Source organism: Sphingomonas sp. Leaf38 (assembly GCF_001421825.1).
Classification (GTDB): Bacteria; Pseudomonadota; Alphaproteobacteria; order Sphingomonadales; family Sphingomonadaceae; genus Sphingomonas.
Window position 1 is genome coordinate 960,693 of the sequence record NZ_LMLD01000011.1, and the last position, 21,824, is coordinate 982,516.

Below are 21,824 nucleotides of genomic sequence, written 5' to 3' on the forward strand. Positions count from 1 at the left end.
TCACGCCCGCTGCAGGCCGGGCTTACCACGCTCCGTGACAAAGCTGGCGTGAGTCGACAGCGTCCCGTTCCGCGTTGCGATCGTGTCCAGAACTTTGAGATCGCCGCGCCACAGGTTGCGCCCGACGTCGCACAAAACATAGCCACGGCGGTCCGTCAGCGCCTTGAGGTTCGCATTTTCCGCGCGGGACGAGCGTGTGTAGTCGTCGTCCTCGCCGACACCGTCCGCCCCCGAGCTGATCGAGGTCGCGAGATATTCGCTGCTGATGATCTTGCCGTTGCCGTGATCCTGGATCAGGTCGCCGGCATAATGACGATGCGCGTCGCCGCTGACGGTCATGACGTTGCCGGGACAATGCGCGTCGATATGCGCGAGCAAGCGACGGCGGCTGTTCATGTACCCCGACCATTGGTCCATCGAGACAAGCTGCTCGGACCGGCCAGCCTTGTGATAGCCGAGGTTCATCAGGCACACTTGCTGCGCGATCAGGTTCCAGCGCGCCTTCGAGCGATCAAGCCCCTTGAACAGCCACGCTTCCTGCGGTGCGCCGGTGATCGACCGGTGGGCGGCGAAGGCGTCCGGCCCCTGCGGAGCATCCCGATCGCCATAGACCTGATCCGAGCGATATTGCCGCGTGTCGAGGAAGAATGCGTCCATCAGGTCGCCGAACCGCGCCCCGCGATACATCTGCATGTGCCCACCATCGGGCATCGAGGAGCGGCGCAGCGGCATGTGCTCGTAATAGGCCTGCATCGCCATCGCGCGTCGCGTCCGGAACACCTCAGGCGTGGTATTGTCCTGATCGATGTCGCCGGCCCAGTTATTGTCGATCTCATGATCGTCGAAGCTGACGAACCACGGTGCGGCGGCGTGCGCGGCCTGCAGGTCGGGATCGCTCTTATATTGGGCATAGCGCTGGCGGTAATCGCCGATCGAATAGATTTCGTGGCCGAGATGGCGGCGCACCAGCGGCTTCTTCGCGCCGCGCGGTTGTTCGCCGCGATCGGGACCCTCGTAGATATAGTCGCCGTAATGGAACACGAAGTCGATCGGCTCGGCGGCGATGTGGCGCCACGCGGTGTAATAGCCCTCCTCGTAATGCTGGCACCCGGCGACGGCGAAGCGCACGCGGTCGAGCGGCGCGCCGGGCAAGGGCAGGGTCGCGCCGCGCCCGGTTGCGCTGCGCTCGCCGCCGCAGGTGAAGCGGTACCAATAGGGCCGTGCGGGTGCCAAACCGGCGACCTCGACATGGACCGAATGCGCGAGTTCGGGATGCGCGATCGTCTCGCCGTGCTGGAGCAGCTGGCGGAACGCGGGATCGGCGGCGACCTCCCATCCGACCAGCACCGGCGCCATCGTCATGCCGCCATCGGGCTGGAGCGGCAGCGGCGCGAGCCGCGTCCAGATGACGAACCCCGAAGCGTCCGGATCGCCGGCCGCGACGCCGAGTGTGAACGGCGGGGTGGGGAAGCGCGGGGCGTCGATCAGGTTGCGGGGGCGCACCTCGGCCGCGGAAGCCCGCCACGGCAGGATGCCAGAAGCGGTCAGGCTTCCCAGCGCGGACAGGAGATAGCGGCGGTCGACTTCGTACATGGTCGGTACTTACCTCGGATCAGCGCAGCATGATGTGGAAAAAGGCGCCCTGGCCATAATCGTCGACTTCGCTGACGTAGCGCAGGCCGTTGCCGACCAGGAACTTCGGCTGGTCGTTCAGCAGGTTGGTTATCTCGTATTTGAACGTCACGTGCTCCGTCACGCGGTGCCACAGACCGAGGTTGACGGTGGTCAGCTTGGCGCGGCCATTGTCGTCCTGCGCGGTCTCGCCGATGCCTTCCATGTAACTGCCGCGGTGTGTGACGGTCGCCCGGAACGCCCCGTCGATCGCGGGCAGGCGGAGCGTCGCGCCGCCGTTGATGATCCATTTCGGCTGGTAGATCAGCCGGTCGAGCGTCCGCGTCCCGGCATCGCTGGTGATCGACATCCGTCCCTTCAGCCAGGTTGCGTTGAAGAACGGATCGATCCGCTGGCCGAACAGGTTGACGTCGTGATCGGCCGCCTGGAACTCGATGCCGTAGAGCCGCGAATTGTCGGCGTTGAGCGGCTGGCGGACCCGGTAGTTGACGTCGTCGATCAGCTGCGTCGTGGTCAGCGTGAAGCTGTCGTCCTTGATCCACTTGGCGAAGGCGCCGAGCGAGACGATGCCGTCCTTGTGGAAATACTGCTCGAACTGGACATCGATATTGTCCGACCGACGCGGGCGCAGATCGGGGTTGCCGCGGCTGATCGAGCAATCCGCGCCGCCCGAGTCCTCGTCGCCGCAATTGAGCGATTCCGGCTGGGCGATGTTGCCGGGCGTGGGGCGGCCGAGCGTGCGGCTGTACGAGAAACGCAGCTTCTTGCCGCCCGCAAAGTCCTGGATTCCGGTGAACGACGGCAGCAGATACTGATACCCGCCCTTGTTTCGCGTCATCACCGCAGAGGCCGTGCCGCCGGTGATCGTCGGCTGGAACGCGGAAAAGCGCGTATGGTCGTAGCGGACGCCCGCGACCAGCGTGGTATCGTCGGTGGCGTAATGCAGCGAGAGATACGGCGTCACCAGCCGCTCGGTATAGCGATAGTCCCCGGTGATGCTGTCATAGGTCGAGTTGGGTACGTCCTTGACGAACTTCGGCCACAACTCCTTCTTCACGCGCGCCCAATCGACCCACGGAAAGGATTGCGGCGCGCCGACGGGCACGTAGCCGGGATCGTAGAGATAGCCGTTCATCGCCTGGCCGAGCTTGTATTCGGTCATGTCGACGTTGCGCGCCAGTTCGAGGTTGCGGAACTCGATCCCTGTGACGAAGCCGAAGCCGCGATCCTCCGGTTCGGCGTTCCAGCCATAATCGACGCGCGCAGTCGCCAGCCCTTCGTTGGCCATGCGGTACGTCGTCTGCGCGGTGCTGAGCTTGTAGGGTGATCCGAGCACGAGGCCGGGCTTGTTGACCCCGGTGACGTAGGGCAGCCCGCCGGTGCCGTCATTGCCCGCCGCCCAATCGAGCGAAAGCCCGGTCGGATAGGTGCGGACGCCGATATAGGGCTGCGTATTGTCGTATCGGGCGCGCGTGTAGCCGCCGCGAACGCGGAGCGTCGAGCGGTCGTCATGCCATTCGACATTGCCGATCGCGCCGACCGTCGCCTTGTTCCAGGTGTCGTAGCGATAGCGGGAATAGAGACTGTTGATGTCCGATCCGCCGCCCTCCGCGGTCAGGTCGCTGACGCTGTTCTTGGTGTAGTAATCGTTCTTGTTCATCGTCGAGGATTCCCACTGACGATAATTGAACCCCAGCAGCGACGCATAGATGTCCGTGCCGAGCGGGCGCCATTCGAATTTTGCCGAGCTGCCCGCGGTCTGGAGGCGGTTGGTGTAGCTCCCATAGCTATGGTTGTACGGCACGGCGATGCCGTTCCAGGCGGGATCGTCGGGGCCGGCCAGCTTCTTGCCCGCGTCGCTGAAGTAATATTTGGTGTCCTGCCACCATTTGCGTGAGTTGCGGATGCGGTTCTCGTAGCGAGCCGACAAGACCACGCCGAACTGGTCGCCCGCGCCGAACTTGTCCGCGAACACCATCTTGCCACCGGCGCCGAAATGCGGCGTGCTGCCGTTGCCCGCGTTGCTGCCACCATCGCCCTTGAACGACGAATAGATGCCATAGCCGTCGACCATGACGTAGCGGCGCTTGAGAGCAAAGGCGCTGCGCGTGACGATGTCGACGATCCCCCCGATCGCAGCGCCGTCCTGTTCGGCGGTAAAGGTCTTGTAGACGTCGTTATGGAACGCGAGTTCCGACGGAATCTGCTGCAAATTGACCTTGCGCGAGCCTTCCCCGTCATTGCCGATCGTCGCCAGCGTGATCCCGTCGATCGTGGTCTGGTTGAGATCGGGCGAAATGCCGCGGATGCTGACGAACCGCGGCGCATCGCCGTCCTCGATCGCGCTGATACCGGGCAGCAGGATCAACTGGCCCGCGACGCTGCCGTCGGCGGACAGTGTCTCGAGATCATCGAACACGATCGAGTCACGCACCGAGGTCGACTGCTCCTTGTCCGACCGGACCGCACGATCGCCCATCACGATGATGTCGGACTTGGTCTGCTCGGGATCGGCGGTCGGATCCTCGGCGTTTGCGGCACTCGCCAGGAATAGCAGGGGCACCGTACAATAGGCGGAGGCGACCAGTCGGACGCGTCTGGCGGACGAAAGACACAACATTGGGCCGGCATCTCCGAGAGGCACGGGCAGAGTGTCGTCCCCGGAACGGGACGGCTGGCTCTACCGGTTGCGCGACCCGGATCTGGGTCGCGAATGCCTCGCTTATGATCGCAATGCGACACAACAGCGTCAGCTGTGCTGACCTTTTATGACCGTCAACAGTAATCCGGCGGCCTCTCGGCTTGCGGAACCGGTCCCGTACTTTGAGCGAAGGCCGTCCAGACTGGCACTGTCACGCCGTTCGGACACAGTCCCATGATACCATCGATTCCGAGGCAGTCATGCCGGTCGACCGCGCAACGATGAAGGCGAGAACCGAAGACGGGCGCTGCCATGGGACTTGTTGAACGAATGGCTGGAGTTGGGCGGCGGGGAAGGGCACCCGAACCGCCGCTTGTGGAGATCGAGTAAGCGGCGTTGAGCGGACTCCTATCGGTCTGAACAGAAGCATGGGCAGGTCGCCCGCCGCATAACGGACGTTCCTGGTTAAGCGCCCTTCGACGGGTCGAACCTCCATTCGGCAGCAAGCATCGCCTGCAGAAGATCGACGTAAGCCCATCCTTCGGCGCGGGCGGCGATCGCGGAGAGGCAATCCTGATCTTCGCGCCCCGGGCGGCCCGGTCCCGTCATGTTGGGTTTCATGTTGAGGTCGAACAATTTGAACAGGCCATGACGATCCGCGCGGCAATCGATCCGGATGGCGGTCCGGGCGTCGACCAGCGCGGCGGCGGAGACGCAGCTGTCGATCATCGCCACGATCGCCGGATCGAGTAGCCGCTCGGGCGTGATTGCGATGCTGTTGGCGGTGACCGGAACGTCGCCGTTATACGGCGCTACGCCGCCGTGCTGATCGAAGCGGTATACCGGCGGTAACGCCCAGTGCGTCGGTGACCGCGAACCGTCCGGACGCGGGGACGCGGGCGGCATGAGGGTGACGGTCATCTCGTCGCCGCCGAGAAATTCCTCCACCATCAGCATGTCGCCGAAGGTGGCGGCTGCGATCAATGCAGTCGCGGCATCGCGCAGGTCGCCGAGGCTCTCCACCAGGGTCACGCCCTGGCTGCCACGCCCGCGCACCGGCTTGACGATCATCGGAAAGGCCATGCCGCGGGACGCGCACGCGTGCTCGACATCGGCCAGTGCGCAGACATTCTCCCTCGCGGTGCCGGAAAGCAGAAACGATTGCGCTACCGGCAGGCCAGCCTCGGCAAGGAGATGGTTGGTCTGGAACTTGTCGTCGAACGCCTGCATCGCCGCGGGAAGCTGCCCGACGATGTCGAAGTCGACCATTGCCGCCTCGAGCGGATGTCCTTCAAACAAAACCGTGTTCGCCCACAGGACCGATGCGCCGGCTGCGCCTGCGCTACGGATGCCCTCGGCCGTGTCCGGGAAGACCCAGTCGAGTGCCCTGGCAGGGTCTGGCGAGGCGGTGGGCGTGACCACATTCACTCCGGCCGTCCGCAAGGCGAAAGCAATGTCGGCGCCGCCATCCGAGTATCCGCCCGGTTTTGCGTCCTTGCGCAGGCCGTCGATCAGCGGTGGGGGAAGCGCTTGGTAGAGAAGGGCGACCGGCGCTGCTGTCATGAATAATCTCCTGCGCGCTGCGCCTTAGCCCGGCACGGCGCGCGCATGAAAGGGGCGAGGATTGCGGTCATGCGGCAGTGATGCCTCCTGCATCGGCTCGACCATGACGGTGGCGCAATTTTCGCTGTGGTATCCTGATGGATCCGACCGGCTAACACCCGGCAATCCGCGCGACGATGGTCGTGATCGCATCGCGCTCTAGGGGGGCGCGATCAATCGAATTGTGGATGCCGATCCCTTCGATCAGCGCGTCGAGCGCGCGCGCCGTGAGCGGGTCGAAGAAGCGGCCCAGGGCGCCTCGGCTGCTGTCCATCCAGTTTTGCATGACCGCGCCGACCGGTGGGTGCCGGGCCGCGAAGGCATAGAGTTCGTAGCTCAACAACAACGTGCGCGGTTCCGCCCAAATCTGGTTCGCGATGATGTCGATGACTGCCGTACACGCCTCTGCGCGGTCCGTCGCCGCCTCGAGGCGCGCGCGGAAGGCAGTGGAGGAGTCCGCGGCCAGTTGCAGAAAGGCCGCCGTAAGTAGTTCTTCCAGGGTCGCGAAATAATAGGTCACGGAGCCGAGCGGGACCTGCGCCGCCTCGGCGATGCGACGATGGGTCGTGGCCGCGGTTCCGTGATCGGCAATGACTGCGAGAGTTGCATCGATGATGCGTTGCCGCCGTGCCGGATCGTTGCGCCGGGACTGTTGGGTCATCGCCTCTTTACCTCGATCTCGGCATGTGTACATATGTACATAACATCGAGGGTGATTGGAAGGCAGCGGCTATGACGGAGGATCGGGTGAGCAGGCGAGCGGTGATCGGTGGTGCTGCGGCGCTGACGATCGCGGGCAGTACCGGCGTCGCAACGGCGCAGGGCTCGGCAATCTCGGCGCTTGGGCGTCGTGACGGTCGCTGGCTGAATGCGCCCAAATCCTCGAAGGTTGCGCCTGGCGGAGACCTGACGCTCGTCACCGACAAGGGCAGCGATTTCTGGCGCGAGACGCATTACGGCTTCACCCGGGACAGCGGTCATTTCCTCGGCTTTACCGCGCCTGCCGCGTTTACCGCCCAATTGCGCATTCGCGGCCAGTATCAGAAACTCTACGATCAGGCCGGCATCATGGTGCGGGTCGACGAACGACGCTGGGTCAAAGCGGGGATCGAATTGTCCGACGGGCGCGCCATGCTGAGCAGCGTGCTGACCGACGGAAAGTCCGACTGGGCCACCGGCCCCTACGAACATGACGCGCAGGATTTCTGGATGCGTGCGACCGTCGCCAAGGGCGTCCTGCGGTTGCAGGTCTCGGCGGACGGCAAGACGTGGCCGCTGGTCAGACTGGCGCCCTTTCCGGTCGCCGCCGCCTATCAGGTCGGACCGATGGCCTGCACGCCCGAACGCGCCGGCCTGGAAGTACGGTTCTCCGACCTGAGCATCACGGCGCCGCTCGGCAAGGACCTTCACGACTTGAGTTGATCATGATGACCCAGAAGGAACGGATGCTGGCGGGCGAGCTCTACATCGCCGACGACCCGGAACTCGTCGAGGATGCGGCGCGCGCCGCTGCGTGGTACGATCGCTATAACCGCGCATCGACCGCTACAGCGGCGGACCGTGACGCGCTGTTGCTGGAAGGGCTCGGTCACGCCGGGCGCGGTGCGACGATCCGACCGCCGTTCCACTGCGACTATGGCTACAACATTCATCTCGGTGAGGGCGTGTTTCTCAATTTCGGCTGTACGGTGCTCGACGTGGTGCCGGTGCGGATCGGTGCGGGCACGCAGATCGGTCCGGGCGTGCAGATCCTCACCGCCGATCATCCGCGCGATCCGGCTGAGCGTGCCCGAATGCTGGAATTCGGGCGCCCGGTCAGCATCGGTCGAAACGTCTGGATAGGCGGCGCGGCGCTGATCCTGCCGGGCATCACCATCGGCGACAACGCGATCGTCGGCGCGGGCAGTGTCGTGACGCGTGACGTTCCCAATGGCGCGACGGTGGCGGGCAATCCCGCTCGTCTGCTGCAATAGTGTTCGCTTACGCATAGCTGCGGGCCGCCAATCGCGCTTGATCGCGCGAAATTCCGGGGGTGGCGAAGACGCGGGCGACGATTGGACCGAGCTTCGATGACGAGCCCGGCCGAACGAAGACCTCTAGTTCCTCGTCGGCAACGATCCCGACTTGGAGTCCCTGGCCGCGGCCATGCGCAAGCAATTCGATCCGGGTTTCAGGAGTAAGCATGGCATCTTTGGCAGCGACTGCCCGTTCAACCGCATGGCAGGCATTCTGGACAAAGGTGCGCCACTTGTCTTCCTGGGGATGAAACTCGACGCGATCGACCATGCGCGCCTCGCGGAGGCGCGTTCTGCTCTGCGGGCGTCGCCGATTTTACTCGATGCGGTAGGGCGCGACTTGGCCACGACCCCGTAGACGATAGGGTGGAACGGCAAGCCACATTGCTGGTTCGACGACTATGTTTCACGGTGTCTACGGTCGGCCTCCTAAGGACGGTGTTTAGACCCCGACAGGATAAGGGTGTCAGCCTTCGCTCCGCCTGAATCGCCACATCCACCAAAGAGGAACGGCGTGGAGCGACAGCTGTACAACCACGTAAGCGCGCGATCCCAATGCCGATCTGAACGCCCGTCCGAGATTAAGGAGGCGCCCGCGAACCCCGAGCGTCCGCTGCTGGAAATTGAAGAAAAGATCGATCCGCCACGGCCGATGATGAGCGACTCAACACCCGGCTACGCATGAGCGGGCAAACACGCGAGTCTGGAGGGGCGACTGATTAGCTAACGTCACCGAAAACCGCCATTCTGTGCGAATGGTGACCCCTACGGGAATCGAACCCGTGCTTCAGCCGTGAAAGGGCCGCGTCCTAACCGCTAGACGAAGGGGCCTGCGTGGTGGAGGCCGACTAAGGGGAAGGGGGCGGTGCGTCAAGCGTTTCGGTACAAGAATTTAGTCGGCCCATGCCGCATCCTCGACATGAAGTTCGGCCGAGGGGCGCGACGACCAGTCGTCGATCTTCGCGCGACCGGCGAGCCAGAGCTTGCGGTGGGGGGCGGCGCCCAGCAGCGCCTGGCCGAGCGGGGTTTCCGCCGCGCGGAACGCCATCGCCTTGATGCTGCGGCCGTCGTCGCCCGCGACGATCGTGCGGACATGGCCGTTGCCGACGATATCCGCCTTGATGATACGCACCGGGCCCATCGCGACGCGCGGCGCGGGCCAGCCCATGCCGTAGGGGCCGCCCGCCTCCATCGACTCGACGAGACCGGGGTTGACCCCGCCCGTCGCCAGGACCGCGTCGAGCAGCAGCGCGCGGTCGCCATTCGAGCGCTCCACGGCGTCGGCGAGACGCTCTTCGAGGAAGTCGGTGAAGGCGGGGATCGCGGCCTCGCTGATCGTCAGGCCGGCGGCCATTGCGTGGCCTCCGCCGGCGACGAGCAGGCCGTGCTCGCGTGCGGCCATCACCGCGGCGCCGAGGTCGACTCCGGGAATCGAGCGGCCCGAGCCCTTGCCGATGCCGTTCTCGTCGATCGCGATGACGATCGCGGGGCGGCCGAGCTTTTCCTTCAGCCGGCCGGCGACGATGCCGATCACACCGGGGTGCCAGCCATGCCCGGCGACAACCGCGACGGCGCGGCTCCGGCTGGCGAGCAGGTCGGCGGCTTCCTGCACGGCGGTCTCGATCGCGCGGCGTTCCTCGTTGAGGCGGTCGAGCTCGGCGGCGATTGCGCGCGCTTCGTCGGGGTCCTGCGTGGTGAGCAGGCGGACGCCGAGATCGGCGCGTCCGACGCGGCCGCCGGCGTTGATGCGGGGGCCGAGCGCGAAGCCGAGATCGGTGCAGGTCGGGTTGCGGGTCAGGCGCGAGGCCTCGATCAGCGCGGCGACGCCGATGTTCTTGCGTGCGCCCATGACTTTCAGGCCCTGCGCTACGAACGCGCGGTTGAGCCCGCGGAGCTGGGCCACGTCGGCGACGGTGCCGAGCGCGACGATGTCGAGCAGGTCGATCAGCTTGGGTTCGGCGCGGTCCTTGAAGAAGCCGCGCGCGCGCAGCGTGCGGACGAGCGCGGCGGCGGCGAGGAAGCACATGCCGACCGCGGCGAGATGGCCGTGCGCGGCGCCCTCGGTCTCGTCGAGGCGGTTGGGGTTCACGAGCGCGAGCGCATGCGGCAGCGCGGTCGAGCATTTGTGGTGGTCGATGACGATCACGTCCACTTTCGCGTCGCGCGCGGCGTCGAGTGCGTCGAACGCCTGCGCGCCGCAATCGACCGTGACGATCAGCGTCGCGCCCTCGGCGGCGAGCCGGACGAGCGCTGCGCCCGACGGGCCATAGCCTTCGAGCAGGCGGTCGGGGATATAGGCGCGCGCCTCGATCCCGAGATCGCGCAGAGTCAGGATCATCAGCGCGGCGGAGGTGGCGCCGTCGACGTCGTAATCGCCGAAGATCGCGACCTGTTCGCCGGCCTGCACCGCGTCGGCGAGGCGCTCTGCGGCGCGGTCCATGTCGCGGAAGATCGACGGGTCGGGCATGAACGCGCGGATCGACGGCGTGCGATGCGCGTCGAGCGCATCGCGCGGGCAGCCGCGCGCGAGCAGCAGCGTGGTGACGAGGTCGTCGCCCGAGCCGCCCCCGACGCCGTCGCGCTGATCTGCCGAAAGCGCGCGCCAGCGCCAGGGTTGGCCGAGGATCGAGGATGTTACGCCGAGAACTGTCATGCCTCGGACCTAGTGGCTGCGAAGCGATTGTCGAGCGCATGGCGTGCGCGCGCGGTCCCGGCGCGCGCCCCGCATCGCGGCGGCGGCGGCGATCCGATTAATACCGGACGCGCTCCGCCGTCAGGCCGCGCTTGGCCAGCTGCGCCTGCACGCTGTCCTGCCCCGCTAGATGCCCCGCACCGACCGCCACGAACACCGTCCCCGGCGTCTTCATCCGGTTCGCGACCCACTCCGCCCAGCGCGCATTCCGATCGACGAGCAACACCTTGGCGACCTCGGGCGAGTCCTTCAGACTGTCGTTCATTTCCCTGGCGAGCGCTTCGGGATCGCCCTTTGCCCATTCGTCGACCATCGTCGCCATCGTCGTTTCCAGCTTCGGCAGCTCGTCGATCGTGCTGCCGAGAAACTGCAGCTGCGCCTTTTGCGACAGGCCGCCGAAATAGCCCAGCTGCTCCTCCGCCGTCTCCAGCCCGGTGACCGGCTTCCCCGCCGCCTTCGCCGCCGCGGTGATCACCTGCTCGGGTCCGTTCGCCGAATCATAACCAAGCTTCGACAGCGGCGCGATCGACAGGTTGGTCGCCGCCAGCCAGGGGCGGAACCGGTCGAACGCATTCGCCGGCAGCCCCAGATCGGTCACCGCCTTGGCATAGGCCGCGCGCTTGTCAGCGGGCAGCTGCTCGGTCAGCGTCGGGCCGTCCTTCGCCACGCCCGTCGCCATCACGAGGCTCTGCATCTTGTTCGGATCGGGCATCACCAGCTCGAGCACCACCTGCTGCGACCGGTCGAACGCGGTCTTCACCGCCTCGTCGAACCAAGTCATCCCGGGTTTGAGCACATGGATCGTCCCGAACAGATAGATCGTCGTGTCCTTGTCCTTCACCACCCACAAGGCCGGGTCGGCATCGTTGGCGGCCTGCACGGGCTTCGGCGCAACCTGTGCGCAGGCGGGGAGCGCAAACGCCATCGCCAGGGCGGACAGCGCGGATCGGAACGAGACGAGTCTGGAAAACAGCTTCAAGGCGACGGCATCCTCTATATCGGTTTGGCCCCATGTAGGAGGCCGCATGCAAACGCACCACTTGCCTCGTCTGCCCCCATCCGCCAAAGCCCGCGCGTGACCCAGCCCCTGAAAAAGCCTCTCAGCTTCCAGCGCATGATCCTCACGCTCCATGACTATTGGAGCGAGCACGGGTGCCTGATCCTGCAGCCCTACGACATGGAAATGGGCGCGGGCACCTTCCACACCGCCACGACGCTGCGCGCGCTCGGGCCGAAGCCGTGGAACGCCGCGTTCGTGCAGCCCTGCCGCCGCCCGACCGACGGTCGCTACGGCGAGAACCCCAACCGGCTCCAGCATTATTACCAGTATCAGGTGATCCTGAAGCCATCGCCCGCCAACCTCCAGGAACTCTACCTCGGCAGCCTCGCGGCGATCGGCATCGACATGCTGAAGCACGACATCCGCTTCGTCGAGGACGATTGGGAAAGCCCGACGCTCGGCGCGTGGGGGCTCGGCTGGGAGGTCTGGTGCGACGGCATGGAGGTGACCCAGTTCACCTATTTCCAGCAGATGGGCGGCTTCGACATGAAGCCCGTCGCGGGCGAGCTGACCTACGGGCTCGAGCGCCTCGCAATGTATATCCAGGACAAGGACAGCGTCTACGACCTCGCGTTCAATGACGCAGGCGTCACCTATGGCGAGGTGTTCCTGGAGAACGAGCAGGAGATGTCGAAGTGGAACTTCGAGGTCGCCGACACGGACTCGCTGTTCGACCAGTTCCGCAAGCACGTCACCGAATGCGAGAACAGCCTGAACCACCAGCTGCCGATCCCGGCGTACGAACAGGCGATCAAGGCGAGCCACATCTTCAACCTGTTGCAAGCCCGCGGCGTCATCTCGGTCGCCGAACGCCAGGCCTATATGGGCCGCGTCCGCGACCTCGCCAAAGGCGCCTGCGCAGCCTGGATGGACAAACATGGATGGGCGGCATGATGCGCCCCCGCAGCGCCGCAGGCTGTATCTCTTCTTCTCTCCGCGTCCTCTGCGCCTCCGCGCGAACAGACTATCGCGCAGAGGCGCAGAGAGCGCAGAGTGTTTTTGCTCCGACCGGTGAGCCCGAATGACCGACTTTCTCCTAGAACTCCGCTCCGAAGAAATTCCCGCCCGCATGCAGGCGAAGGCGCGTGAAGATCTCGCCAAGCTCTTCACCGCCGAACTCGCCAAGGCCGGGATCGCCACCAGCGCGCTCGTCACTTACGCGACGCCGCGCCGCCTGACGCTGATCGCGCGCGACCTGCCGATCGAGACCGCCGCGGTCTCCGAAGAGGTAAAGGGCCCCAAGACGTCCGCCCCCCCGCAGGCGCTCGAAGGCTTCCTGCGCAAGACCGGTCTCACGCGCGAGCAGCTGGTCGATCGCGGCGGCACGTTCTTCGCGGTCACCGAAAAGCCCGGCCGCGCCACCGCCGCCGTGCTGGCAGAGGCGATCCCCGCGATCGTCCGCGCGTTCCCATGGCCCAAGTCGATGCGCTGGGGCGATGCCTCCGCCAGCACCGAAAGCCTGCGCTGGGTCCGCCCGCTGCAAGGCATCGTCGCGCTGCTCGGCGAAGAGATCGTACCGTTCGAGATCGCGGGCATCGAGAGCGGCGCCGCCACGCTCGGCCACCGTTTCCACCACCCGTACCAGATCACGATCGGCGGCGCGCACGACTATGTCGAGAAGCTGCGCGCCTGCCACGTCATCGTCGACCACAACGAACGCGCGACGCTGATCCGCGATCACGCGCGCGAGGCCGCGATGCAGGCCGGGCTCGAACTGATCGACGACGAGGGTCTCGTCGCCGAGAATGCCGGGCTCACCGAATGGCCGATTCCGCTGCTCGGCCAGTTCGACCCCGCGTTTCTCGACGTCCCGCCCGAGGTGATTCAGCTGACGGCGCGCGTAAACCAGAAATATTTCGTCTGCCGCAGCGCCGACGGGACGCTCGCCAACGCGTTCGTCTGTACCGCTAACATCGCCGCGCACGACGGCGGCGCGAAGATCGTCGAGGGCAACCGCAAGGTCCTCGCCGCACGTCTGTCGGATGCGAAATTCTTCTACGACACCGACCTGAAGGTGCCGCTCGAAGAGCAGGCGGCCAAGCTCGAAAAGATCGTCTTCCACGAAAAGCTCGGCACGCTGGCCGACAAGGTCGACCGCGTCGCGAAACTCGCGCGCTGGCTGGTCGAAGAAGGAATAATCCTCCCCGGAACGGGGAGGGGGACCAGCGAAGCTGGTGGAGGGGGGGCGCCACGAAGCGCAGCGCCTGCGGAGAACCCCCTCCACCCTCAGCCTAAGGCTGACGGTCCCCCTCCCCCTGCAGGGGAGGAATTGGCAGACCTCGCAGATCGCGCAGCCCGCCTCGCCAAGGCGGATCTCGTCACCGGCATGGTCGGCGAGTTCCCCGAATTGCAGGGCCTGATGGGCGGCTACTACGCCGCAGCCCAAGGCGAGCACCCGTCCGTCGCCGCCGCGATCCGCGACCATTACAAGCCGGTCGGGCAGGGCGATGACGTTCCCACCGACCCGGTGACGGTGGCGGTAAGCCTGGCGGATAAGCTGGATACGCTTGTTGGATTTTTCTCTGTCGGTTTGTTTCCTACGGGCTCGAGTGACCCGTTTGCCCTTCGCAGAGCCGCAATCGCTACCGTGCGTTTAATTCTGGCAAACCAACTGCGCGTGTCCATCAGCAGTTTGGTCGATTATACCGCTCGATGGGGCTTTAGAATGACTTCGATATCGGTGCTAGATCACCCGATTTGGGGCAAACTTGTAGCATCAAATGACGAAAAGCATGCTGTTGAACTAGCTGAACGAATTTCCAAAATTGAAAGCGAATTTGAGACTAAAATTGTTACTGACTTGACGACGGCAAAGCTTATCGTTGCTTATCAGGACGTTTACTTGAGGGGCGGCAGCCGCCGTTTGCTCGACTTCTTCGCCGACCGCCTGAAAGTCCAGCAACGCGAAGCCGGTGTCCGTCACGACCTGATCGACGCGGTGTTCGCGCTCGGCGGCGAGGACGATCTCGTCCGTCTGCTCGCGCGCGTCCACGCGCTTCAGGCGTTCGTGACCACCGAGGACGGCAGGAACCTGCTCGCCGGCTACAAGCGCGCCGCCAATATCCTCAAGAAGGACGCCCCTTCCAGTTCCCCCGCGAAGGCGGGGGCCCAGGGACTCAGCGGCGGCGAAGACCGGGAGGGTGCGGAACTGGCCCCCCGCGTTCGCGAGGGAACAGCAGAAGGCGAGAAGGAAGCGCTGTCCTACACGCCCGAACCGGCAGAGGCTGCGCTGATGACCGCGCTCGACTCCGCCGAACCCCGCGCCACCACCGCCATCGCCGCCGAGGATTTCGCCGCGGCGATGGCCGCGCTCGCCTCACTGCGCGCGCCGATCGACGCATTCTTTGATAGCGTTATCGTCAACGATGCCGATCCCGCCAAGCGCTCTGCCCGTCTCGCGCTACTTGAGCGCGTTCGCGCCGCAGTGCACAATGTCGCGGATTTTTCGAAGATCGAGGGCTGATCGGCATGGATGTGCATACGCTCGCCAGCGTGTGAACTTTGTGAACTTCACTTTTGCCCTGCCAATAAAAACAAGCACTTAGAGGACCTGTAATGACCCAATATGTGTACCGTTTCGGCGGCGGCGTTTCGGACGGCGGCAAGGGCGACAAGAACCTGCTCGGCGGCAAGGGCGCCAACCTCGCCGAGATGGCGTCGATCGGCCTCCCTGTGCCCCCCGGTTTCACGATTTCGACCGAGTTCTGCGCGGTCTATTACGACGAGGGCGGCCAGTTCCCGCAGAGCCTGCGCGACGAGGTCGCGACCGGCCTCGCGCATATCGAAGGCGTCACCGGTAAAAAGTTCGGCGACGCCGCCGATCCGCTGCTCGTCTCGGTCCGCTCGGGCGCCCGCGCGTCGATGCCGGGGATGATGGACACCGTCCTCAACCTCGGCCTCAACGACCAGACCGTCGAGGGCCTCGCCGCCAAGTCCGAGGACGCGCGCTTCGCGTGGGACAGCTATCGCCGCTTCATCCAGATGTACGCCGACGTCGTTCTCGAGCTCGATCACGGCGCGTTCGAGGAAGCGCTCGAGATCGCCAAGGAAGACCAGGGCTTCACGCTCGACACCGAGCTGAGCGCCGACGACCTCCGCGCGCTGGTCGCCGAATATAAGAGCCTTGTCGAAAAGCAGTGGGGCAAGCCCTTCCCGCAGGACGTCCACGACCAGCTCTGGGGCGCAGTCGGCGCGGTGTTCGGTTCGTGGCAGTCCGAGCGCGCGAAAGTCTATCGCCGCCTCAACGACATCCCCGCCGCCTGGGGCACCGCGGTCAACATCCAGGCGATGGTGTTCGGCAACATGGGTGACACCTCGGCGACCGGTGTCGCGTTCACGCGCGACCCGTCCAACGGCGACCGCGCCTATTATGGCGAGTTCCTGATCAACGCGCAGGGCGAGGACGTCGTCGCCGGCATCCGCACCCCGCAATACCTCACCAAGACCGCGCGCGAAGACGCCGGCGCCAAGCCCGCCTCGATGGAAGAGGCGATGCCCGAGGTCTATGGCCAGCTCGCCGACGTGTTCGACACGCTCGAAAACCATTATCGCGACATGCAGGACATCGAGTTCACGGTCGAGAAGACCAAGCTCTGGATGCTCCAGACGCGCGCGGGCAAGCGCACCGCCAAGGCCGCGCTCAAGATCGCGGTCGACATGGCCAACGAGGGGCTGATCACGCGCGAGGAGGCGATCCTGCGCGTCGAGCCGATGGCGCTCGACCAGCTGCTCCACCCGACGCTCGATCCCAAGGCGCACCGCGACGTGCTCACCAAGGGGCTTCCCGCCTCGCCGGGCGCCGCCTCGGGTGCAGTCGTGTTCGACGCGGATGCCGCGGAGAAGAAGGCGGCGGATGGCGTCGCCGTCATCCTCGTCCGCACCGAAACCTCGCCCGACGACATCCACGGCATGCACGCGGCCAAGGGCATCCTGACCGCGCGCGGCGGCATGACGTCGCACGCGGCGGTGGTGGCACGTGGCATGGGACGCCCCTGCGTCTCCGGCGCCGGCACGCTGTCGATCGACGCCAAGGCGAAGATCATGCGCTGTGGCGGTCGTGAGGTGAAGGAGGGCGACCTGCTCACCATCGACGGCACCACGGGCGAAGTGATGATCGGCGCGGTCGCGACCGTGCAGCCCGAATTGTCGGGCGATTTCGCGACGCTGATGGTCTGGGCCGACGAGGTCCGCCGCCTGAAGGTCCGCGCGAATGCCGAGACCCCCGAGGATTGCCGCGTCGCACGCGAGTTCGGCGCCGAGGGCGTCGGGCTGTGCCGCACCGAGCACATGTTCTTCGAGAGCAGCCGCATCACCAACGTCCGCCAGATGATTCTGGCGAGCGACGAGAAGGGCCGTCGCGCCGCGCTCGAGAAGCTGCTTCCCGAACAGCGCAAGGATTTCACCGAGATCCTCGAGGTGATGGCCGGGCTGCCCGTGACGATCCGCCTGCTCGATCCGCCGCTCCACGAATTCCTTCCCCACGAGGAATCCGAATTCGCCGAAGTCGCGACCGCGGCGGGCGTCAATGTCGACACCTTGAAGCGCCGCGCGGCGGAACTGCACGAGTTCAACCCGATGCTCGGCCATCGCGGCTGCCGTCTCGGCGTGACCTACCCCGAGATCTACGAGATGCAGGCTAGGGCGATCTTCGAGGCGGCGGTCGACGTCGCGGAGAAGTCGGGCGCGGCGCCGATCCCCGAGGTCATGATCCCGCTGGTGGCGACCCGCCGCGAGCTGGAGCTGATGAAGGCGGTCGTCGACAAGGCCGCGCAGGCCGTGTTCGCCGACAAGGGCCGGACGATCGAGTACCTCGTCGGCACGATGATTGAGCTCCCCCGCGCCGCGCTGCGGGCTGGCGAGATCGCGGAAGTCGGCGAGTTCTTCTCGTTCGGTACCAACGACCTGACGCAGACGACTCTGGGCGTCAGCCGCGACGACGCGTCGCGGTTCCTCGGGGCCTATGTCGAGCAGGGGATCTACGCGAAGGACCCGTTCGTCAGCATCGACGTCGAAGGCGTCGGCGAACTGATCGAGATCGCCGCCGAACGCGGTCGCAAGACCCGCGCGGGCATCAAGCTCGGCATCTGCGGTGAACATGGCGGCGACCCGGCGAGCATCGCGTTCTGCGAGAAGGTCGGCCTCGATTACGTCTCGGCGTCGCCGTACCGCGTCCCCATCGCCCGCCTCGCCGCAGCGCAGGCAGCCCTGACGAAGAAGTAACGTCGGTCCACGACACAACGCCACCCCGGCGAAGGCCGGGGCCCAATTGGAACGTCCTGAGTAACGAAGTATCCTCCAAAGTTACGCAGCATCCCCAATTGGGCCCCGGCCTACGCTCGGGTGGTAAAAGAAGAAGAATGTTGCCCCGCGAAGGCGGGGACCCAGATTGGGCTCCCGCCTTCGCGTGCGAACAAGAAAGCGGGGAAAAGCCTCACCCCCGCTGCAGACCCTTACCGACGCTGATCGAAATCGAACCAGCCACGCTTGGTCCCATCGGCCCGATACGCAGGCCGCGCATAAGCCGGCCGCACCTCAGAACGCGCAACCGTATCGATCACCGGGCGACGCTCGACGACTGGCGCCGCAACCGGCACGACCGCAGCCTCTTTCACCAGCCGTGCGTTCTCATGCTCGGCCTCGACCGCCCGCTTCTCCGCAGCGGCTGCACGAAGATCCGAGTCCTTCTTGGCAGCGCCGTGCGCATCCCGCTCGGCAAGATAGCGCGCCTTCCACTTCTTGCCCCCCGGATGACTCGCCAGCCCGAACAGCCAGCCGGCGACAAAGACCAGCGCAAGCGCCGCGAACTGCGTAGGTGTGGAAAACAACGGCATCGTGAAACCCTCCTGTTACGGCAGCTCAACGATCAGCCCGCGCTGCGGTTGCCTAGGTCTTGATGAGCGCGTCGGAGATCGAACACGCCGCCGGCCCGAGGATGACGACAAACAACACGGGCAGGATGAACAGGATCAGCGGGATCGTCATGATCGCGGGCAGGCGCGCAGCCTTCTCCTCCGCACGCATCATCCGCTCGTTGCGGAATTCGCCCGACAACACGCGCAGCGCCGACGCCAGTGGCGTACCGTATTTCTCGGTCTGGATCATCGTCGTCACGACCCCCTTCACCGCATCCAGCTTCACGCGTTGGGCAAGATTCTCGAACGCCGAACGCCGATCGGTTAGGAATCCGAGTTCGATCGCGGTCAGCGTGAACTCCTCGCCAAGCTCGGGATACGCCCGCCCCAGCTCACGCGCGACGCGGTGGAACGCAGCGTCGACGGTAAGCCCCGCCTCGGCGCAGATTACCAGCAGATCGAGTGCATCCGGCAGTCCCTTGCGGATCGCGTCCGAACGCTTCTTGACCTTGTTGTCGAGATACAGATCGGGCGCCTTGTAGCTCAGGATGAAGGTCATCGCGACGAGCCCGTATTTCTTAAGCGGCCCCCAGGTCGCAAAGCCATCGGTGCCGTACACCCAGTACAGCATCGCGCCCCCCAGCACGATCGGCAACACCAGCCGGCCGAAGATCACCGCGGGTGCCCATTCCTTCGACCGGATGCCGCCCTGCATCAGTTTCAGCTGGACCGCCTTGACCTGGCTGTCCTGCAGCATCTTCATCGCCGACAGGATGCCGCGCATCTTGTCCGCGGTATCGTTGCGCTGGACCAGCTTGGCGCGCCGCTTGGTCGAGGCGGTGATACCCGCCTTGAGCTGTTCGCGGCGATCGTTCAACGCCTTGACGCGCTTCGTCATCGGATCGCTGGCGGTGGTCGCCGCATAGATCGCGATCATGACCGCGAACGCGGCGACCCCCGACAGGATCGTCGCGACCCAGAGTACATCGAATCCGAGCAGGGTAGGTCCGGCGGTCGTGCCCATCATTGCGCCCTTAAATCTCGAAGCTGATCATCTTGGACATGATGAAGGCGCCGATCGCCATCCAAACTATGCCGCCCATGCCGATTGCCATCAGTCGCTCATCGATAAAGAAGTTCTGCATGTACTTGCCGTTGATCACCCAGATCATCGCGAACACGATGAACGGCAGCGCGCCGATGATGTACGCGGATGCCTTCGATTCCGACGACATCGCCTTGATCTTTAGCTTCATCTGGCCGCGCTGGCGCAGCACGCTGGAGAGGTTCGCCAGCGTTTCCGCCAGATTTCCGCCAGTCTCGCGCTGAATCGCGATCGTGATGACGAAGAACTGGAATTCGGGCGTGCCGAGCCGATCGGCCGTGTCCTGCAGCGCGGCATCCATCGTCCTGCCGATCTTCATCTTGTCGCTGACGGATCGAAATTCCTCGCCGACCGGCCCCTCGACTTCATGGCCGACAACGCCGATCGTCTCGCTGATCGGCAACCCTGAGCGCAGGCCGCGGACGAGCAGGTCAATCGCGTCGGGGAACTTTGCGGTGAATTTGCCGATCCGGCGCTTGATCGTCGTGCCAACGATGAAATGCGGCAGCCCGACACCGACGAACACGCCGAAGAGCAGCGCGAGCAGGACCGGCAGGCCTTTCAGCAGCATCAACACGGCGACGACCAGTGCGATTCCGGCGGTTGCCATGCCATATTGCCCGACCGTCCAGGTCTTGCCGGTCATCGCAAGGCGCTTGGCGAGCTGGACCGGGTTGGGGAGAATGCGCCCGAAAGCGAGATCCATCTTGGTATCGCGGCTCATCGCGATGCGCCGCAACTGCGCTTCGGCGACGACTAGCGCGTCGCCGTGGCGTTCGCGCAGCGACGCGATCCGGCGCGATTGTGCGCGCGCGGTCGAGGGGCCCGCAAACGCGAACGCGATCATTCCAAGCACGGTCGACGCGCCCAGGATCACCAGCAGGAGCGGCATAATCTCCATCGTGCGCTATCGCCCCCCGGCCGTTGCGATCTCGATGATCGAGCCGCGGTTCACTTGGTTTTCGCCTTGGACGCGCGCTTGGGGATCAGCCCCTTCAGCTCGCCGAACTTGCCGATCAGCGACTTGCCCTTTGGCTTCGCAGCCTCGTCCGAACTATCTGGTACGGCGGAGGCGAGCGCACTGACCAAAGCCAGCATCCCCGCGATCGTCTTCGAGGTCTTGCCTGCTTCGACGATCGGTTTGCCGAGCTTGGCCGCCTGTGCCGCGAGCTTCTGGTCGAACGGCACCAGGTAATCGATCTTGCGTTCGATCGAGCCCTCGAAATCCTTGCGGCTGATCTCGAGCTGACCGCTGGCGTGCATCCGGTTGGCGAGGACGAAGAGCTGCGTCTGCGGCGCGTTCGTCTTCATCCACGACAGGATGCGGATCGTGTCGCGTGCCGATGCCAGCGTCAGTTCGGTAACGATGACGGCGAGCTGCACCTCGGTGACGAGGTGAGGGTGCTGAATCAGCATCGATCGGGGCAGATCGACGACGGTGCATTCGAACGCGGCGCGCATCTCTTCCTGCAACTGATAAAAGGCCGAGCCGTCAGTGACGAGCGGGGCGTTGATCGGTGCTTCGGCCGACAGCACCGACAGCTTTTCCGACGCCTTGACCATCGCGCGTTCGATGAACAGCCCATCGATCCGGCTCGGATTATCGATCGCATCGGTCAGTCCGCGGCCCGGCTCGAGATCGAGACCGAGCGCGCCGGTGCCGAAATGCACGTCGAGATCGAGCAATGCGGTTGCGCGCTTTTCCCTGTCCGCCAGCAGCCACGCGACCGACGTCGCGATCGTCGACGCGCCAACGCCGCCACGCGTCCCGATCACCGCGATCGAACAATGCGGGCGATCGGTCGACACCTCGACGTGCTTCGGCGCATTGAGCAATGCCTGCGCATGGCCGAAGGCATCGCGCAGCATGTCGGGATGGAGCGGCTTGAGCAGGTAATCCTGGATCCCGCTCGACACGAGATCGCGGTACAGCCGGACGTCGTTGACCTGGCCAGCCGCAATCACCACGGTTCCCGGCTCGCATACCTCGGCGAGCGCATTGATATCGTTCAGCGGATCGCCCGATTCGGCGAGGTCGACGAACAGGATCTGCGGGCTTGCCGATACCGACAGCGACTGGATCGCGTTGCGCAGACCGCCCTTGTGGATCTTCTCGACCGACCAGCCGAGTTCGCTCGCGATCGGTCGTAGCGCCTCGGCCGTGGTCTCGTCGCAGACGTAAGCGGTGAACGGTTCTCGGTGGGCGATACCGGCGGGCTTCCAGGG

At 65.2% G+C, this 21,824-nt stretch carries 16 protein-coding genes and 1 tRNA gene; 5 read left to right on the forward strand and 12 right to left on the reverse strand.

Annotated features, from left to right (window positions below; all coding sequences use genetic code 11):
• The 4 genes from ASE88_RS11740 to ASE88_RS11755 all read right to left on the reverse strand — a co-directional run bounded on the left by ASE88_RS11740 (position 1) and on the right by ASE88_RS11755 (position 6,536).
• Positions 1-1,593, reverse strand: coding sequence for an alkaline phosphatase D family protein (locus tag ASE88_RS11740; protein ID WP_056478255.1), 1,593 nt, complete (start codon positions 1,591-1,593; stop codon positions 1-3).
• A gap of 19 nt (positions 1,594-1,612) precedes the next feature.
• The gene (locus tag ASE88_RS11745) at positions 1,613-4,195 is read right to left on the reverse strand and encodes a TonB-dependent receptor (protein ID WP_056478256.1); all 2,583 of its coding nucleotides are present in this window, start codon (positions 4,193-4,195) and stop codon (positions 1,613-1,615) included.
• Positions 4,196-4,738: 543 nt separating this feature from the next.
• The gene (locus ASE88_RS11750) at positions 4,739-5,836 is read right to left on the reverse strand and encodes a biotin carboxylase (RefSeq protein ID WP_056478257.1); all 1,098 of its coding nucleotides are present in this window, start codon (positions 5,834-5,836) and stop codon (positions 4,739-4,741) included.
• A 151-nt stretch (positions 5,837-5,987) separates the two neighbouring features.
• On the reverse strand, positions 5,988-6,536 hold the full coding sequence (locus ASE88_RS11755) for a TetR/AcrR family transcriptional regulator (protein ID WP_055872847.1): 549 nt from the start codon (positions 6,534-6,536) through the stop codon (positions 5,988-5,990).
• 86 nt (positions 6,537-6,622) lie between these two features.
• Here ASE88_RS11755 and ASE88_RS11760 point away from each other — a divergent pair, with 86 nt between their 5' ends.
• Both ASE88_RS11760 and ASE88_RS11765 read left to right on the forward strand, forming a co-directional pair.
• Positions 6,623-7,297 carry a DUF1349 domain-containing protein gene (locus ASE88_RS11760; protein ID WP_200910205.1) on the forward strand — a complete coding sequence of 225 codons (675 nt, stop codon included), beginning with the start codon at positions 6,623-6,625 and terminating at the stop codon, positions 7,295-7,297.
• 2 nt (positions 7,298-7,299) lie between these two features.
• Positions 7,300-7,848, forward strand: a complete 549-nt coding sequence (locus ASE88_RS11765; protein ID WP_056478259.1) for a sugar O-acetyltransferase — start codon at positions 7,300-7,302, stop codon at positions 7,846-7,848.
• A gap of 7 nt (positions 7,849-7,855) precedes the next feature.
• On the opposite strand, the gene ASE88_RS18925 is transcribed toward ASE88_RS11765, so the two are convergent.
• From ASE88_RS18925 to ASE88_RS11785, 4 genes are all read right to left on the reverse strand, one after another.
• Positions 7,856-8,161, reverse strand: a complete 306-nt coding sequence (locus ASE88_RS18925; protein ID WP_156357012.1) for a hypothetical protein — start codon at positions 8,159-8,161, stop codon at positions 7,856-7,858.
• A 485-nt stretch (positions 8,162-8,646) separates the two neighbouring features.
• Positions 8,647-8,721: transfer RNA gene (locus tag ASE88_RS11775), tRNA-Glu, on the reverse strand.
• 61 nt (positions 8,722-8,782) lie between these two features.
• Positions 8,783-10,543 carry a single-stranded-DNA-specific exonuclease RecJ gene (recJ, locus tag ASE88_RS11780; protein WP_056478261.1) on the reverse strand — a complete coding sequence of 587 codons (1,761 nt, stop codon included), beginning with the start codon at positions 10,541-10,543 and terminating at the stop codon, positions 8,783-8,785.
• 97 nt (positions 10,544-10,640) lie between these two features.
• On the reverse strand, positions 10,641-11,507 hold the full coding sequence (locus ASE88_RS11785) for a TraB/GumN family protein (RefSeq protein ID WP_055872837.1): 867 nt from the start codon (positions 11,505-11,507) through the stop codon (positions 10,641-10,643).
• Positions 11,508-11,696: 189 nt separating this feature from the next.
• Here ASE88_RS11785 and ASE88_RS11790 point away from each other — a divergent pair, with 189 nt between their 5' ends.
• The 3 genes from ASE88_RS11790 (at position 11,697) to ppdK (ending at position 17,861) form a co-directional block, all read left to right on the forward strand.
• Entirely contained in the window at positions 11,697-12,536 is an 840-nt protein-coding gene (locus ASE88_RS11790) for a glycine--tRNA ligase subunit alpha (RefSeq protein ID WP_056478262.1), read from the forward strand.
• Between the two features lie 127 nt (positions 12,537-12,663).
• Complete coding sequence (gene glyS / locus ASE88_RS11795) at positions 12,664-15,105, forward strand: glycine--tRNA ligase subunit beta (RefSeq protein ID WP_056478263.1); 2,442 nt, start codon at positions 12,664-12,666, stop codon at positions 15,103-15,105.
• Between the two features lie 92 nt (positions 15,106-15,197).
• Positions 15,198-17,861, forward strand: coding sequence for a pyruvate, phosphate dikinase (ppdK, locus tag ASE88_RS11800; protein ID WP_056478264.1), 2,664 nt, complete (start codon positions 15,198-15,200; stop codon positions 17,859-17,861).
• Positions 17,862-18,091: 230 nt separating this feature from the next.
• On the opposite strand, the gene ASE88_RS11805 is transcribed toward ppdK, so the two are convergent.
• The 4 genes from ASE88_RS11805 to ASE88_RS11820 form a co-directional block, all read right to left on the reverse strand.
• On the reverse strand, positions 18,092-18,472 hold the full coding sequence (locus tag ASE88_RS11805) for a hypothetical protein (RefSeq protein ID WP_056478265.1): 381 nt from the start codon (positions 18,470-18,472) through the stop codon (positions 18,092-18,094).
• Between the two features lie 52 nt (positions 18,473-18,524).
• Complete coding sequence (locus tag ASE88_RS11810; RefSeq protein ID WP_055875169.1) at positions 18,525-19,517, reverse strand: type II secretion system F family protein; 993 nt, start codon at positions 19,515-19,517, stop codon at positions 18,525-18,527.
• A 10-nt stretch (positions 19,518-19,527) separates the two neighbouring features.
• Positions 19,528-20,499, reverse strand: coding sequence for a type II secretion system F family protein (locus ASE88_RS11815; RefSeq protein WP_055872829.1), 972 nt, complete (start codon positions 20,497-20,499; stop codon positions 19,528-19,530).
• Positions 20,500-20,549: 50 nt separating this feature from the next.
• Positions 20,550-21,824, reverse strand: a 1,275-nt coding sequence (locus tag ASE88_RS11820; RefSeq protein ID WP_056478266.1) for an AAA family ATPase, incomplete at its 5' end; no start/stop codon positions are given.

What these genes read in the sequence shown, in the direction of transcription:
- ASE88_RS11815 (WP_055872829.1), bottom strand. Translation starts at nt 20,499, where the DNA reads ATGGAGATTATGCCGCTCCTGCTGGTGATCCTGGGCGCGTCGACCGTG.
- ASE88_RS11810 (WP_055875169.1), bottom strand. Translation starts at nt 19,517, where the DNA reads ATGGGCACGACCGCCGGACCTACCCTGCTCGGATTCGATGTACTCTGG.
- ASE88_RS11740 (WP_056478255.1), bottom strand. Translation starts at nt 1,593, where the DNA reads ATGTACGAAGTCGACCGCCGCTATCTCCTGTCCGCGCTGGGAAGCCTG.
- recJ (WP_056478261.1), bottom strand. Translation starts at nt 10,543, where the DNA reads ATGACAGTTCTCGGCGTAACATCCTCGATCCTCGGCCAACCCTGGCGC.
- ASE88_RS18925 (WP_156357012.1), bottom strand. Translation starts at nt 8,161, where the DNA reads ATGGTCGATCGCGTCGAGTTTCATCCCCAGGAAGACAAGTGGCGCACC.
- ASE88_RS11765 (WP_056478259.1), top strand. Translation starts at nt 7,300, where the DNA reads ATGATGACCCAGAAGGAACGGATGCTGGCGGGCGAGCTCTACATCGCC.
- ppdK (WP_056478264.1), top strand. Translation starts at nt 15,198, where the DNA reads ATGACCCAATATGTGTACCGTTTCGGCGGCGGCGTTTCGGACGGCGGC.
- ASE88_RS11790 (WP_056478262.1), top strand. Translation starts at nt 11,697, where the DNA reads ATGATCCTCACGCTCCATGACTATTGGAGCGAGCACGGGTGCCTGATC.
- glyS (WP_056478263.1), top strand. Translation starts at nt 12,664, where the DNA reads ATGACCGACTTTCTCCTAGAACTCCGCTCCGAAGAAATTCCCGCCCGC.
- ASE88_RS11805 (WP_056478265.1), bottom strand. Translation starts at nt 18,472, where the DNA reads ATGCCGTTGTTTTCCACACCTACGCAGTTCGCGGCGCTTGCGCTGGTC.
- ASE88_RS11750 (WP_056478257.1), bottom strand. Translation starts at nt 5,836, where the DNA reads ATGACAGCAGCGCCGGTCGCCCTTCTCTACCAAGCGCTTCCCCCACCG.
- ASE88_RS11785 (WP_055872837.1), bottom strand. Translation starts at nt 11,507, where the DNA reads ATGGCGTTTGCGCTCCCCGCCTGCGCACAGGTTGCGCCGAAGCCCGTG.
- ASE88_RS11755 (WP_055872847.1), bottom strand. Translation starts at nt 6,536, where the DNA reads ATGACCCAACAGTCCCGGCGCAACGATCCGGCACGGCGGCAACGCATC.